This is a genomic window from Sphingomonas sp. (assembly GCF_042096255.1).
Classification (GTDB): Bacteria; Pseudomonadota; Alphaproteobacteria; order Sphingomonadales; family Sphingomonadaceae; genus Sphingomonas.
This window is the reverse complement of sequence record NZ_JBELLZ010000039.1, coordinates 1-13,263: the sequence shown is the minus strand read 5'-3', so window position 1 is coordinate 13,263 and position 13,263 is coordinate 1. Positions and strand designations below refer to the sequence as shown.

Below are 13,263 nucleotides of genomic sequence, written 5' to 3'. Positions count from 1 at the left end.
GCGCAGGGCCAGGCGTTGCGCTACACACGCCCGCTTGACGCTACGACACGGCGATGGAGAGGACCCGATGGCGCGCCTGCTCGAGCATTTCCCCAATCTCGTCACCATGTTCTTCACCCGCGCCGCCGAGCAGGGCGACAAGCCCTTCCTCTGGGCCAAGCGCGGCGGTGCGTGGCAGGCGACCAGCTGGGCGGAGGCGGCACGGATCGTCTCCAGCCTCGCGCAGGCGCTCCGCGCGGAGGGGCTCCAGCCCGGCGACCGGGTGATGCTGGTCGCGGAGAACCGCCCCGAATGGTGCCTCAGCGATCTCGCGATCATGGCCGCGGGCTGCGTCACCGTCCCCACCTACACCACCAACACCGAGCGCGATCACCAGCACATCATCGAGAACAGCGGCGCCCGCGCGGTGATCGTCTCCAACCAGAAGCTCGCCGACGTGGTGATGCGCGCGGTGGTCCGCTCCACCCATGCCGAGATCGTGATCGGCATCGACAAGCCCCGCCTGCGCCAGGCCGGGGTGAAGTGCCTCGACTGGCACGACCTCATCGCCGCGCACCCTGCCGATGTTGCCGCCACCGCCGCCGCGGCGACCTTCGCGCGGGGCGATCTCGCCTGCCTGATCTACACCAGCGGCACCGGCGGCGCGCCGCGCGGCGTGATGCAGCACCATGGTGCGATCCTCCACAACGTCGCCGGCTGCTCCCAGATCGTCTCGGAGGATTTCGGCTGGGGCGAGGAGGTGTTCCTCTCCTTTCTGCCCCTGAGCCACGCCTATGAGCATACCGGCGGGCAGCACCTGCCGATCGGCATGGGCGGGCAGATCTACTACGCCGAGGGGCTGGAGAAGCTCGCCGCCAATATCGAGGAGGTGCGCCCGACGATCATGTTCGTCGTCCCCCGCCTGTTCGAGGTGCTCAGGACCCGGATCACCCGCGCGATCGAGAAGCAGGGCGGCCTGCCGCAGCGGCTGCTCGGCTATGCGCTCGACGTCGGTGAGCGGCGCTATGCCGGCACGATGCGCGTGGTGGACTGGCCCAAGGCGGCGCTGGTCGATGCGCTGTTCAAGCCCAAGATCGGCAAGCGCTTCGGCGGGCGGATGAAGGCGATGGTCTCGGGCGGCGCGCCGCTCACGCCCGAGGTGGGGGTGTTCTTCCAATCGCTCGGCGTCACCTTCCTCCAGGGCTATGGCCAGACCGAGGCGGCGCCGGTGATCTCGTGCAACCGCCCCGCCGCGGGCGTCACCATGGACGGCGTCGGCCCGCCGCTGCCGAACACCGAGGTGAGGATCGCGGCGGACGGCGAAATCCTGGTCCGCGGCGAACTCGTCATGCACGGCTACTGGCGCAACGAGGCGGAGACCGCGCGCGTGCTCAGCGACGGCTGGCTGCACACCGGCGACATCGGCGAGATCGACGAGGCGGGCCGCATCCGCATCACCGATCGCAAGAAGGACCTGATCATCAACGACAAGGGCGACAATGTCGCCCCACAGAAGGTGGAGGGCATGATGACCCTCCAGCCCGAGATCGGCCAGGCGATGATCGCCGGCGACCGCAAGCCCTATATGGTCGCGGTGATCGTGCCCGACGGCGAATGGACTCAGGAATGGTGCGCCGCCCAGGGCCGCCGCTGCGATTCGAAGCGCCTGTGCGAGGACGCCGACTATCGCGCCGCCATCGCCAAGGCGGTGGAGCGCACCAACCGCGACCTCTCCGTGGTCGAGAAGGTCCGCCGCTTCATCCTCGCCGACGAGCCTTTCTCGATCGAGAACGAACAGCTCACCCCCAGCCTCAAGATCCGCCGCCACGTCCTGCGCCAGGCCTACGGCGAGCGCCTGGAGGGCCTGTACAAGGGCTGACCGCTTCACCCTTGACGCGCCGCACCATCGCGACCATCTGCCAATCGGATCAAGTCGGTCCGATTTGAGAACCGTTCGCAGATGAAGCTGTCTAGCCTTGCCGATTACGCGGTCGTGCTGATGACCGCCGCCGCGCGCCGCGGTGCAGGCGAGGCACGCCTCAACGCGACTTTGCTCGCCGCCGAGACCGGCGTGCCGCTGCCGACCGCGCAGAAACTGGTCAGCCGCCTGTCCGCGGCCGGGCTCATCGAGAGCACGCGCGGCGCCGGCGGCGGCTTCGTCCTCTCCCGCGCGCCCGAGGCGATCAGCCTCGCCGCGATCATCGAGGCGATCGACGGCCCGATCGCGATGACCACCTGCGTCGATACCGAGCGCCACGATTGCGCGCTCGACGGCCATTGCCAGGTCAAGCCGCACTGGGCGGTGGTCAACCGCGCGGTCCGCGACGCGCTGGCGGGCGTCAGCCTCGCCGATCTCGCCCGCCCCACTCTTCCCTTCGCGCTCGCCCCCGAGCGGACTGAGGTGCACGCATAATGGCCACCAAGAACGCCGAGGCCTATGAGGCCGTCTCCAAGAAGTACGAATGGGGCTTCGCCACCGACATCGAGCAGGACTTCGCGCCCAAGGGGCTGAGCGAGGACACGGTGCGCTACATCAGCGCCAAGAAGAACGAGCCCGAATGGATGCTCGACTGGCGCCTCAAGGCGTTCCGCCTGTGGCAGACGATGGAGGCGCCCGACTGGGCCAAGCTCAACGTCCCCCCGATCGACTATCAGGACGCCTATTATTACGCCGAGCCCAAGGCCAAGGCGACGATTGCCTCGCTCGACGAGCTCGATCCCGAGATCCGCCGCACCTACGAGAAGCTCGGCATCCCGATCGAGGAGCAGAAGGTCCTCGCCGGCGTCGAGGGCGCGCGCAAGGTGGCGGTCGACGCGGTGTTCGACAGCGTCAGCGTCGCCACCACCTTCCGCGAGGAGCTCAAGGCCGCGGGCGTCATCTTCCTGTCGATCAGCGAGGCGGTGCGCGAATATCCCGATCTGGTCCGCAAGTGGCTCGGCAAGGTCGTGCCCCAGCGGGACAATTACTTCGCCACGCTCAACAGCGCGGTCTTCTCTGACGGCACCTTCGTCTATGTGCCCGAGGGCGTGCGCTGCCCGATGGAGCTTTCCACCTATTTCCGCATCAATGCGGAGAACACCGGCCAGTTCGAGCGCACCCTGATCGTCGCCGACAAGGGCGCCTACGTCTCGTATCTCGAAGGCTGCACCGCGCCGATGCGCGACGAGAACCAGCTTCACGCCGCGGTGGTGGAGCTGGTCGCGCTCGACGATGCCGAGATCAAGTACAGCACCGTGCAGAATTGGTATCCCGGCGACGAGAACGGCGTGGGCGGCATCTACAATTTCGTCACCAAGCGCGCGCTCTGCCAGGGCCGCAACAGCAAGGTGAGCTGGACCCAGGTCGAGACCGGCAGCGCGATCACCTGGAAATACCCCAGCTGCGTGCTCGCGGGCGAGAACAGCGTCGGCGAATTCTACTCGGTCGCGGTGACCAACAACCGCCAGCAGGCCGATACCGGCACCAAGATGATCCACCTCGGCAAGGGCAGCCGCTCGACCATCGTGTCGAAGGGCATCAGCGCCGGCCGCTCGGACAACACCTATCGCGGGCTGGTGCGCGTCGCCCCGACCGCGGAGGGGGTGCGCAACTTCACCCAGTGCGATTCGCTGCTGCTCGGCGACCAGTGCGGCGCGCACACCGTGCCTTATATCGAGGTGCGCAACCCGAGCGCGCAGATCGAGCACGAGGCGACGACGAGCAAGATCAGCGAGGACCAGCTGTTCTACGCCATGTCCCGCGGCCTCGATCAGGAGGCGGCGGTAGCGCTGATCGTCAACGGCTTCGCCCGCGAGGTGCTCCAGCAGCTCCCGATGGAGTTCGCGGTGGAGGCGCAGAAGCTGCTGGGGATCAGCCTTGAGGGGAGCGTGGGATGACCCCGACCGACGAAGCGCGCCGCCTCAACTCCCCTCCCCTTCAGGGGAGGGGCCGGGGGTGGGGCCTCTCCGCGAACACCATAGCGGAGATCAGCGACCACGCCCACAACATGCGCCGCAACCCCACCGAGCCGGAGAAGCGCCTGTGGCGCATCCTCTCCAACTCGAAGCTCGATGGCTTCAAGTTCCGCCGTCAGGCGGTGATCGGCCAGCATATCGCCGATTTCCTCTGCCCGGCTGCGAAGCTGGTGGTGGAGGTGGACGGCGATACGCATGAGCCGGACGTGGATCGCCGCCGTGATGCTGTGTTGGCGGCGCACGGTCTGCGCGTGCTGCACATCGGCAATGGCGATGTGATGAGCAATATCGAGGGGGTGGCCGAGGCGATCCGTATCGCGCTGCATGCGGCGTCGGCGCGCGCGGAGAGACCCCACCCCAACCCCTCCCCTGAAGGGGAGGGGCTTGAGCAAGCGCGCCAGCCATCGGAAATTTCGCTGGGACGGAGTACCCGATAATGCGGGACAAGATATTCGGAATGATGGCTACGCTGGCGATAATGTTCAACGCGCTGTACGTCCTCGCCAATATATTCCTGTCGCCGAACGGGGTGCAATATCCCCTTATCAATTTCGTTTCGTGGGGTTCGCTGATCCTTGCGGCTTTTTTCTATGGTCCGGCGCTTGTTGCCGTTTCCATCTGGGCAACAGGCAATCGCGGAAAGACTAATGCTCAAGATTGAAAACCTCCACGCCGAGATCGACGGCAAGCCGATCCTCAAGGGCCTCTCGCTCACCGTCAACGCAGGCGAGGTGCATGCGATCATGGGGCCGAACGGCGCGGGCAAGTCGACGCTCGGCTACGTCCTCGGCGGGCGGCCGGGGTATGAGGTGACGGGGAGCAGCGTTACCTTCGACGGCGTCGACCTCCTCGCCCTCGAACCCCATGAGCGCGCCGCCGCGGGCCTGTTCCTCGGCTTCCAATACCCCGTCGAGATCCCCGGCGTCTCCAACGTCCAGTTCCTGCGCGAGGCGCTCAACGCCCAGCGCGCCGGCCGCGGCGAGAAGCCGCTTTCCGGCGGCGAATTCCTCAAGCTCGCCCGCGCCCAGGCCGACGCGCTCGGGCTCGACCAGGAGATGCTCAAGCGCCCGGTCAACGTCGGCTTCTCGGGCGGCGAGAAGAAGCGCAACGAGATGGTGCAGATGGGCATCATCAGCCCGAACTTCGCGATCCTCGACGAGACCGACTCGGGGCTCGACATCGACGCGCTGCGCATCGTCGGCGACGGCATCAACCGCATCATGCGCGCGCCCGACAAGGCGGTGCTGCTGATCACCCACTACCAGCGGCTGCTCGATTACGTGAAGCCGGACGTCGTCCACGTCCTCGCCGACGGCCGCATCACGCGGACGGGCGGCCCTGAGCTCGCACACCAGCTGGAGCGTGAGGGCTATTCCGAGGTGGCGGCGTGAGCGTGTTCCCCAGTCCTCCCCTGCAAGGGGAGGTGGCAGGCCGCAGGCCTGACGGAGGGGTATCGCCGCTGATGAGGCTCGGGACCGTTGCCAGCGGGGACACCCCTCCGTCGCGCTACGCGCGCCACCTCCCCTTGCAGGGGAGGAGCGAAAAGTGACCCTCCTCAACCTCCCCTCCACCCGCGAGGAAGCCTGGCGCTGGGCCGATCTCGGCGCGCTCTCCGCCGCCGCCGCGCTCGCCCCCGTCGCGCAGCCGAGCCACGACTTCCTCGACCTCCCCGGCGCGCGCCTGCTGTTCGTCGACGGAACGCTAGATGAGGCGCGGTCGGACCTCCACCGCGTCGCGCTGAGGCAGGTCGCCCCCAGCGATCACGCGCTCGCCCGCCGCGCCACCGCTCCCGGCTGGTCGCTGCGCCTCGACCGCGAGGCGGTCGCCGATCCGGTGCAGGTCGTCCATGTCGCCACCGGCCGCGAGAACCACCTGCCGGCCGAGATCGTCCTTGCCGACGATGCCGCCGCCACCGTGGTCGAGACCTTCGTTGGCGCCGGCTGGCAGAACCGCTTCACCCGCGTGGCGCTGGGCAAGGGCGCGCGCCTCCAGCGCGCCGTCCGCCTGCTCCAGCCCGCCGGCTTCGTCTCGCTGCGCGAGGAAGCCGAGATCGGCCAGGCCGCCAGCCTCGTCACCGTCTTCCTCGGCGCCGGCGGGCAGGGCAGCCGCATCGACGCGCAGCTGACCGCGGGCGAGGGCGCCTTCGCCGAATATGGCGGTGCGCTCCTCACCGCCGGCGAGCAGCGCCAGGAATGCGCGGTCCGCATCAACCACGCCCAGCCAAACGGTTCGTCCCGCCAGGTCTGGCGCGCGGTGGCGGCGAACCAGTCCACCGCCAGCCTCGCCGCCGCGGTCGAGGTCGCCCGCCATGCGCAGAAGACCGATGGCGAGCAGAGCCTGCGCGGCCTCCTCCTCCACCGCACTGCTACGGTGAACCTCAAGCCCGAGCTGGAGATCTTCGCCGACGACGTGAAATGCGCGCACGGCGCCACCGTCGGCGAACTCGACGCGCGCGCGCTCTTCTACATGGAGTCGCGCGGCATCCCCAGGGCCCGCGCCCAGGCGATCCTCACCCGCGCCTTCGTCGCCGACGCACTGGAGCGGATCGGTACCGAGACGGTCCGCGACGCGTTCGAGGCGGACGCGGATGCGTGGCTGGAGGCGGCGCTGTGATCGCGACTCAAATCCTCCCCTGCAAGGGGAGGTGGCAGCGCGCAGCGCTGACGGAGGGGTATCGCGCTCTCGAGAGCGCGACACCCCTCCGTCACGCGCTTCGCGCGCGCCACCTCCCCCTCCGGGGGAGGATCGAAACGCTGTCCTACACGCCCGCCATCCTGTATCCCGTTGCAATGGCTAGCGGATATTCGATCGCCCGCGAAAGCGTGCAGCGCCTCAACCGCCTCAATTCGTCCCCCTGCCCGCCATCGCGCGAGCGCCTCAACCGTCTCAATTTGTCTCCCGCCGCATGACCATGCTCACCGCCACCCGCCCGCTCGACCGCGTCGCGGATTTCCCCGCCATCCCCGCCGGCTGGGCCTATCTCGACACCGCCGCCACCGCGCAGAAGCCGCAGCCCGTCATCGACGCGATCGCGCGCGGCTATGGCGAGACCTATGCCACCGTCCACCGCGGCGTGTACCAGCGCTCGGCGGACATGACTTTGGCCTATGAGGCCGCCCGCCGCCGCGTCGCCGGCTTCATCGGCGGCCAGTCCGACGAATGCGTCTTCGTCCGCGGCGCCACCGAGGCGATCAACCTCGTCGCGCACAGCTGGGCCGCGCCGCGCCGCCAGCCCGGCGATCGCGTGCTGCTCAGCCAGCTGGAGCATCACAGCAACATCGTGCCGTGGCAGATGGCCGGCTATGAGGTCGATGTCGTCCCGCTCACCGCCGACCATTGCATCGATCTCGACGCGATGGCGGCGATGATCGGCCCGCAGCACAAGCTTGTCGCGCTCGCCCACGTCTCCAACGTGCTCGGCAGCGTGCTCGACGTGCAGCGCGCCGCCGAGATCGCGCATTCGGTCGGCGCCACCATCCTGATCGACGGGTGCCAGGCGGTCCCGCGCCTCCCTGTCGATGTCGCCGCGCTCGGCTGCGACTTCTACGTCTTCTCCGGCCACAAGCTCTACGGCCCGACCGGCATCGGCGTGCTCTGGGGCCGCGCCGACCTGCTGGAGCAGATGCCGCCCTATCAGGGCGGCGGCTCGATGATCGACAAGGTCAGCTTTGCGCGCACCACCTATGCGCCGCCGCCGACCCGGTTCGAGGCGGGCACGCCGCACATCGTCGGCGCGCTCGGCCTCCATGCCGCGATCGACTATGTCGAGGAGATTGGGCTCGCCGCGATCCACGCGCACGAGACCGCGCTGGTGCGCGAGGCGCGCGAGGCGCTCGGCCGGATCAACTCGGTCCGCCTGTTCGGGCCAGAGGATTCCGCCGGCATCGTCAGCTTCGAAGTGGGGGGGGTGCATCCGCACGACGTCGGCACCATCTTGGACGAGGCGAAGGTCGCCATCCGCGCCGGCCACCATTGCGCCCAGCCGTTGATGGAGGCCCTCGGCGCCGAGGCGACCGCGCGCGCCAGCTTCGGGGTCTATAACGGGCTGCAGGATATCGAGGCTTTGGTGCGCGGCATTGAGAGAGTGACTCGGATTTTTGGGTAGGGATTTTCGGATGAGCATCGAAACCGAGCAGGTCGACAGCGTGGCGGTCCCGCCGCGCGCCCGCGTCGAGGATGCGGAGCCCCGCCAGCGCGACTATCTCAGCGGTTTCCTCGCCAAGCAGCCCGAGGCGGATGCCCCGCACGAGGCCGGCGGCGCGCTCCACACCGCGGTGGTCGATGCGCTGAAAGAGATTTACGATCCCGAGATCCCGGTGAACATCTACGAGCTCGGGCTGATCTACAATGTCGAGGTCACCGACGCGGGCGCCGCCGCAGTGACGATGACGCTGACCACGCCGCACTGCCCCGTCGCCGAGTCGATGCCCGGCGAGGTCGAGATGCGCGTCTGCGCGGTGCCCGGCATCGCCTATTGCGACGTCAACCTCGTCTGGGACCCGCCCTGGGACCCGAGCAAGATGAGCGACGAGGCACGCCTTGAGTTGGGAATGCTTTGACGGCGCTCGTCTACCAACCTCCGTTCGTCCTGAGCGAAGTCGAAGGACAAGCGGAACGCTCGCCCATGTGCTTCGACTTCGCTCAGCACGAACGGATTTGAGATCATGACCACCATGACCCGCGCGCGGCCCGCCGCGCTCCACCTCACCTCCGGTGCCGAGGCGCGCATCGCCGCGTTGATGGCGAAGGCTCCCGAGGGCGCGATCGGGGTCAAGCTGTCCACCCCGCGCCGCGGCTGCTCGGGCCTCGCCTATTCGGTCGATTACGTCACCGAGGCGAAACCGATGGACGAGCGGATCGACACCCCCGGCGGCACCCTGTTCGTCGACGGCGGCTCGATCCTTTACCTGATCGGCTCGACCATGGACTGGGTGGAGGATGATTTCACCGCCGGCTTCGTCTTCAACAACCCGAACGCCAAGGGCGCCTGCGGTTGTGGCGAGAGCTTTACGGTTTAGCCGCCACGCACCCAGCGGAACAGCCGCGGCACCGGGCCGTGCCGTTCCATCCAGTCGTAATAGGCGCGATAGGCGGGATCGGCGGAAAGGTGCCGCTCCTCCGTCCGCGCCCGCCAGTAATAGACGCCGGAGACCATCCCCAGGATGATCGTCGCCCGCGCCGCATCCACCAGCGACCCGGTGGTGAAGAAGGGCAATGTGGAGATCCACCAGAACAGGTTCTTGCTCAGATACGCCGGGTGCCGGCTCCAGGCATAAGGCCCGTGGGTCAGGATGCCGCGATGCGTCAGGTTGGAGAAGCGCAGGCCGAACGCCACCGTCGCCCAGGCATAGATTGCGGTCAGCGCCACCAGCACCGCGCCGGTCGCCGCCAGCAGCACCGGATGCCCGGCGAACCAGTGCATCCAGCCGTCGCCGCCATAGGTGCCCGGATGATAGTCGAGCGGCCCGCCGTCATCCATCAGCACAAAGGGGGGATAACAGATCAGCGCCGCGGTCCACGCCGCCGCATAGGGATTGGCGGAGCGGATGTGCGCATCGAGCGGCCGCATCGTCAGCATGTAGCCCACCGCGGCGAACGCCACGTCTACGACGAACATGAAGGTGATCAGCCAGTTGGCGAGCGCCACCGGATCGCCCCACACCGCGCTCCAGTCCGCCCGCACGAAGTCTCCGAACCCGCCGGGCACGATCGCCAGCATGAACGCCAGGAAGAAACCCTTAACCGCCCAGGCGCGCAGGTGCGCGTAGATCGCCTCGCGATCCGCCGGCGCGGTGCCGGTCAGCCACGCGCCCAGTGCCCAGGCGCCGTCGCGCGGTTCGAGTAGCCGCCGGTCGAGCCAGAGCACATAAGGGATCGAGAGCCCGACCAGCCACGGCGCCGCCGCCTCGAAACACGCCATGGCGAAGGCGTAATTGCCCGCCCAGTAGAAGCGCATCGTGCCGTAGATCAGCGCGATCAGCCCCCAGGTCGCCCACAGCCCGGCAAGCTTGACCAGGCTGACGTCCAGCGTTTCGCGCCACGGCCGCGCCACCGTCCAGTCGATCCCGGTCGAGAGATTTCGGTGCACCCGGTCGACCAGCAGCGACCAGGCGATCATCGGCAGCGCGCAGGCGACGAGGCCGGTCAGCGCCGCATAGGGCCCGTCCATCCCGAACCGGTGTGCCACGACGATCCAGGCGACCAGCCCAGTCAGGCCCGCCATGCCGACGCCGTGGGAGACGGCGGAGGCGGGCCGGGCGTCGGCGGTCACCTGACGGGCGAGCGTTGCGTCATGGTACATCGCCGCCGCGGTGTAGCGGTGGATGGTAAGCAAGCCGTGAAGCGAAACGGCCGCACCGCCTTGCGCGATGCGGCCGTTCCGAGCAGGTCAGCCTACCAGCGGCGGTAGCGCGGGCGGCCGTAGAAGCCACGGCGATACGCCCGTGGGCGCCAGTAATGGCGCGCATAGAAGCGGTGGTAGGGATACGGGCGATAGGTCCAGCGGTTGCCCACGAACACCCACGGCCGGTACCAGGCAGGCGCCGCATAGACGAACCCAGGGCCGCCATAGGCGAAGCCGGCAGCACCGCGGCGAACCACATAGCCCGGCGGGCAGCCGGGGCTGGTCTGGTTGCTGCTCGCGCCGCCGACGATGGCGCCGCCGGCCGCGCCAACCGCGGCACCCGCCAGCGTGCCGCCGGTGCGGTCGCGGCGTCCGCTCGCCGCATTGCCGACCAGCGCGCCGATCAGCCCGCCGACCACCGCCCCGACCCCGGCATTGTTCTGGGACTTGACGCAATTGTCCTGCGCCCAGCGCTCGGCGCCATAGGCAAACCGATCGTCCTCGACCTGATAGGCCCGTTGATCGCCCTCGTCGCGCCAACCGCGCGGCGGCGGCGGCGGGCGGGTGCCGTCGTAACCTGGCGGCGGGGCGCGGTCATAGGCCTCGTCATAATAGCGGTCGTCGCCGCCGCTGCGCGCGTCGCGATCGTCATAGGCGCCACGCTCGTCGTAGCGGTCGTCGTATCCGTCGCGGTCGGACGGCGGCGGGGCATCGTCGCGCCACTCGTCTTCATAAGCATCGCGGCTCTGCGCCGCGGCAAAGGTCGACGCCGGCGGCGATGCGACCATCGACACGCCCGCGGCCAGCAAAACGGCCTTCATCCTGTACGCCACCATCACAAGCTCCTCGCATGGAACGGTCACGTCCCTGCACTCCGCAGGCTGAACGCAGGGTTAGCCGAATCGTGCCGTCACCGGGGTGGGGCGAGCCGGAGGCGCCTCTTGCGCCTCCGGCCCAGGCGATCACGCCGGTTCGTTGACCGTGTCGGCCGTGGCGTTGACGTTGGTGGAAAGCCCGGTGAGCTTCTCGTCCGTCGCGCGCTCCTCGGCCAGCGTTTCCTCGAACACCGCCGCCGCATCGGCGCGCCCGAGCTGCTTGGACCAGGCGATCAGCGTGCCGTAGCGGGTGATCTCATAATGCTCCACCGCCTGCGCCGCGGCAATCAGCGCCGCGTCGAGGACGCGCTTGTCCTCGATCTCGCCGGCGACCTCATTGGCTTCCTTGATGATGCCGTCGATCGCCGGGCAGGTGGCGCCCTTGGGCGTCTCGCCGATCATCGCGAACACGCGCTCGAGCCGCTGGATCTGACCCTCGGTCTCGGCCAGGTGCTGCTCGAACCCCGCCTTGAGCTGCGGCGCGGTCGCCTTGTCGATCATCTTGGGCAGTGCCTTGGTGATCTGCTGCTCGGCGTAATAGATGTCCTGGAGCTGGTGGAGGAACAGGTCCTCGAACGTCTGGATGTCCTTGGTGAACAGGCCCATGGTTTGTCTCCGTCTGTCGGGGGCGGCCGGCCGCGAAAGGGGAAGCGGCCGGCTCGCCGGTTCAACGGGCGCCGGAGGCCTTGGTTGCGCCGTTAATGAACGAAGCGCGCAACCACGTCGCGATAGCTGCGGCTGACCTTCACGCTGGCGCCCGAGTCGAGGACCAGGAAACACTCGCCGTTGGTGTGGGGCTTCACCTGCTTCACCAGGTCGAGGTTCACGATGGTCGACCGGTGGACCCGCTGGAAGCGACGCGGATCCAGGCGCTTCTCCAGATCCTTCATCGTCTCGCGCAGGATCAGCGTGTTGTCCGCGGTGTAGATGCACATATAGTCGCCCGCCGCATCGATCCGCTCGATCGTGTCGACGTCGACGCGGAAGATCTGGCCGCGGTCCTTGATGTTGATCATCTTCTCGAAGCGGCTCGATGCATGCTCGCCGGTGCCATCGACGATATCGGCCGCGGCATCGGGGGCGACTTCGGCGAGCACCTCCTTCAGCTTCTCGACCTCGCCCGCGCCGCGCTTCTCAGTCAGCCGCTGGCGGATGCGGTCCAAAGTGTCGGCGAGACGCGCCTCCTCGACCGGCTTCATCAGATAGTCCGCCGCCTGCGCCTCGAACGCGCGCAGCGCATGGTCGGAATAGGCGGTAACGAACACGAACAGCGGCGGCTCGACGTCCATCAGGCCCTGGACGACCGAGAAGCCGTCGAAGCCGGGCATCTGGATGTCGAGGAAGACGAGATCAGGCTTGTGGGTCTTGATCGCGCTGATCGCCTCGCGGCCGTTCTGGCACTTGGCGACGATCTCGACGTCTTCGTGTGCCTGTAGGCGCAGCTCCAGGCCCTGGATGGCCAGCGGCTCGTCGTCGACAAGGATGGTACGAATGGTCATGCGTTACTCTCTACTTGGTTCGTCGCGCTGGAACGGGATGTCGATCTCCACCCCGAAGCCGCCGGCGGGCATCGCGCTCATCGTGAAACGGTGGTCGGGTCCATAAGCCTGCGCCAGACGCTCCCTGATATTGGCGATGCCGACACCGGTGGAAAGGCTCGGCCGGTTCCGGGTCGGCTGCAAGCCCGGGCCGGTATCCGATACGGCGATCTGCACCCGCTCTCCGGCAAGCCGCGCGGTGACGCAGATTTCCGCGCCTTCCTCCTTGGGGGTGACTGCATATTTGATCGCATTCTCGACCAGCGGCTGCAGCAGCAGCGACGGCAGCTGCGCCTTCTCCACCGCGGGGTCGATCTCGAAGCGCGGACGCAGCCGCTCCTCGAACCGCATCTTCTCGATCTCGAGATAGAGCTTCAGCGTCTCCACCTCCTGCGCGATGGTGACGTGCGCGGTGGGCTCGTTGGCGAGCGTGTAGCGCAGGAAGGCGGCGAGGCGCGACAGCATCGCATTCGCCCGCTCGGTCTGCTTGAGCAGCACCAGGGTGGAGATCGAATTCAGCGTGTTGAACAGGAAATGCGGGTTGAGCTGGTAGCGCAGCATCGCCAGCTGCGCG

General features: G+C 68.1%; 15 protein-coding genes. 10 read left to right on the top strand and 5 right to left on the bottom strand.

Features of this window, described 5'->3' with window-relative positions; translation table 11 throughout:
- Nucleotides 1-67: 67 nt before the first annotated feature.
- From ACFDTH_RS09190 to ACFDTH_RS09145, 10 genes are all read left to right on the top strand, one after another.
- Nucleotides 68-1,858 carry an AMP-dependent synthetase/ligase gene (locus tag ACFDTH_RS09190; protein ID WP_375287232.1) on the top strand — a complete coding sequence of 597 codons (1,791 nt, stop codon included), beginning with the start codon at nucleotides 68-70 and terminating at the stop codon, nucleotides 1,856-1,858.
- Between the two features lie 81 nt (nucleotides 1,859-1,939).
- Nucleotides 1,940-2,392 carry an SUF system Fe-S cluster assembly regulator gene (locus ACFDTH_RS09185; protein WP_375287231.1) on the top strand — a complete coding sequence of 151 codons (453 nt, stop codon included), beginning with the start codon at nucleotides 1,940-1,942 and terminating at the stop codon, nucleotides 2,390-2,392.
- Entirely contained in the window at nucleotides 2,392-3,855 is a 1,464-nt protein-coding gene (sufB, locus tag ACFDTH_RS09180; protein ID WP_375287230.1) for a Fe-S cluster assembly protein SufB, read from the top strand. Before ACFDTH_RS09185 ends, sufB begins: the two co-directional genes overlap by 1 nt.
- Entirely contained in the window at nucleotides 3,852-4,370 is a 519-nt protein-coding gene (locus ACFDTH_RS09175) for an endonuclease domain-containing protein (RefSeq protein WP_375287229.1), read from the top strand. Before sufB ends, ACFDTH_RS09175 begins: the two co-directional genes overlap by 4 nt.
- Nucleotides 4,370-4,594, top strand: coding sequence for a hypothetical protein (locus tag ACFDTH_RS09170; RefSeq protein WP_375287228.1), 225 nt, complete (start codon nucleotides 4,370-4,372; stop codon nucleotides 4,592-4,594). Before ACFDTH_RS09175 ends, ACFDTH_RS09170 begins: the two co-directional genes overlap by 1 nt.
- Nucleotides 4,581-5,324, top strand: coding sequence for a Fe-S cluster assembly ATPase SufC (gene sufC / locus ACFDTH_RS09165; protein ID WP_375287227.1), 744 nt, complete (start codon nucleotides 4,581-4,583; stop codon nucleotides 5,322-5,324). The genes ACFDTH_RS09170 and sufC overlap by 14 nt, the downstream gene beginning before the upstream one ends.
- A gap of 154 nt (nucleotides 5,325-5,478) precedes the next feature.
- Nucleotides 5,479-6,546, top strand: a complete 1,068-nt coding sequence (locus tag ACFDTH_RS09160; protein ID WP_375287226.1) for a SufD family Fe-S cluster assembly protein — start codon at nucleotides 5,479-5,481, stop codon at nucleotides 6,544-6,546.
- Nucleotides 6,547-6,838: 292 nt separating this feature from the next.
- A complete protein-coding gene (locus tag ACFDTH_RS09155) occupies nucleotides 6,839-8,038 on the top strand; it encodes a cysteine desulfurase (protein WP_375287225.1) in 1,200 nt (399 codons plus the stop codon).
- 10 nt (nucleotides 8,039-8,048) lie between these two features.
- Nucleotides 8,049-8,492: an SUF system Fe-S cluster assembly protein gene (locus tag ACFDTH_RS09150; protein WP_375287224.1), complete on the top strand. Its 444-nt coding sequence runs from the start codon at nucleotides 8,049-8,051 to the stop codon at nucleotides 8,490-8,492.
- Between the two features lie 105 nt (nucleotides 8,493-8,597).
- Nucleotides 8,598-8,951 carry a HesB/IscA family protein gene (locus ACFDTH_RS09145; RefSeq protein ID WP_375287223.1) on the top strand — a complete coding sequence of 118 codons (354 nt, stop codon included), beginning with the start codon at nucleotides 8,598-8,600 and terminating at the stop codon, nucleotides 8,949-8,951.
- Here ACFDTH_RS09145 and ACFDTH_RS09140 read toward each other — a convergent pair.
- The 5 genes from ACFDTH_RS09140 to ACFDTH_RS09120 all read right to left on the bottom strand — a co-directional run.
- The gene (locus ACFDTH_RS09140; RefSeq protein ID WP_375287249.1) at nucleotides 8,948-10,234 is read right to left on the bottom strand and encodes a methyltransferase family protein; all 1,287 of its coding nucleotides are present in this window, start codon (nucleotides 10,232-10,234) and stop codon (nucleotides 8,948-8,950) included. The two genes, ACFDTH_RS09145 and ACFDTH_RS09140, sit on opposite strands and share 4 nt — an antisense overlap.
- Before the next feature lie 92 nt (nucleotides 10,235-10,326).
- On the bottom strand, nucleotides 10,327-11,112 hold the full coding sequence (locus ACFDTH_RS09135; protein WP_375287222.1) for a hypothetical protein: 786 nt from the start codon (nucleotides 11,110-11,112) through the stop codon (nucleotides 10,327-10,329).
- 126 nt (nucleotides 11,113-11,238) lie between these two features.
- Nucleotides 11,239-11,757, bottom strand: a complete 519-nt coding sequence (locus ACFDTH_RS09130; RefSeq protein ID WP_375287221.1) for a ferritin-like domain-containing protein — start codon at nucleotides 11,755-11,757, stop codon at nucleotides 11,239-11,241.
- Nucleotides 11,758-11,849: 92 nt separating this feature from the next.
- Nucleotides 11,850-12,650: a LytR/AlgR family response regulator transcription factor gene (locus ACFDTH_RS09125; protein WP_375287220.1), complete on the bottom strand. Its 801-nt coding sequence runs from the start codon at nucleotides 12,648-12,650 to the stop codon at nucleotides 11,850-11,852.
- Between the two features lie 3 nt (nucleotides 12,651-12,653).
- A partial coding sequence (locus ACFDTH_RS09120) for a sensor histidine kinase (protein WP_375287219.1) occupies nucleotides 12,654-13,263 on the bottom strand: 610 nt, incomplete at its 5' end.

What these genes read in the sequence shown, in the direction of transcription:
- ACFDTH_RS09190 (WP_375287232.1), top strand. Translation starts at nt 68, where the DNA reads ATGGCGCGCCTGCTCGAGCATTTCCCCAATCTCGTCACCATGTTCTTC.
- ACFDTH_RS09175 (WP_375287229.1), top strand. Translation starts at nt 3,852, where the DNA reads ATGACCCCGACCGACGAAGCGCGCCGCCTCAACTCCCCTCCCCTTCAG.
- ACFDTH_RS09150 (WP_375287224.1), top strand. Translation starts at nt 8,049, where the DNA reads ATGAGCATCGAAACCGAGCAGGTCGACAGCGTGGCGGTCCCGCCGCGC.
- ACFDTH_RS09155 (WP_375287225.1), top strand. Translation starts at nt 6,839, where the DNA reads ATGACCATGCTCACCGCCACCCGCCCGCTCGACCGCGTCGCGGATTTC.
- ACFDTH_RS09145 (WP_375287223.1), top strand. Translation starts at nt 8,598, where the DNA reads ATGACCACCATGACCCGCGCGCGGCCCGCCGCGCTCCACCTCACCTCC.
- sufC (WP_375287227.1), top strand. Translation starts at nt 4,581, where the DNA reads ATGCTCAAGATTGAAAACCTCCACGCCGAGATCGACGGCAAGCCGATC.
- sufB (WP_375287230.1), top strand. Translation starts at nt 2,392, where the DNA reads ATGGCCACCAAGAACGCCGAGGCCTATGAGGCCGTCTCCAAGAAGTAC.
- ACFDTH_RS09125 (WP_375287220.1), bottom strand. Translation starts at nt 12,650, where the DNA reads ATGACCATTCGTACCATCCTTGTCGACGACGAGCCGCTGGCCATCCAG.
- ACFDTH_RS09185 (WP_375287231.1), top strand. Translation starts at nt 1,940, where the DNA reads ATGAAGCTGTCTAGCCTTGCCGATTACGCGGTCGTGCTGATGACCGCC.
- ACFDTH_RS09170 (WP_375287228.1), top strand. Translation starts at nt 4,370, where the DNA reads ATGCGGGACAAGATATTCGGAATGATGGCTACGCTGGCGATAATGTTC.
- ACFDTH_RS09130 (WP_375287221.1), bottom strand. Translation starts at nt 11,757, where the DNA reads ATGGGCCTGTTCACCAAGGACATCCAGACGTTCGAGGACCTGTTCCTC.
- ACFDTH_RS09140 (WP_375287249.1), bottom strand. Translation starts at nt 10,234, where the DNA reads ATGTACCATGACGCAACGCTCGCCCGTCAGGTGACCGCCGACGCCCGG.
- ACFDTH_RS09135 (WP_375287222.1), bottom strand. Translation starts at nt 11,112, where the DNA reads ATGGTGGCGTACAGGATGAAGGCCGTTTTGCTGGCCGCGGGCGTGTCG.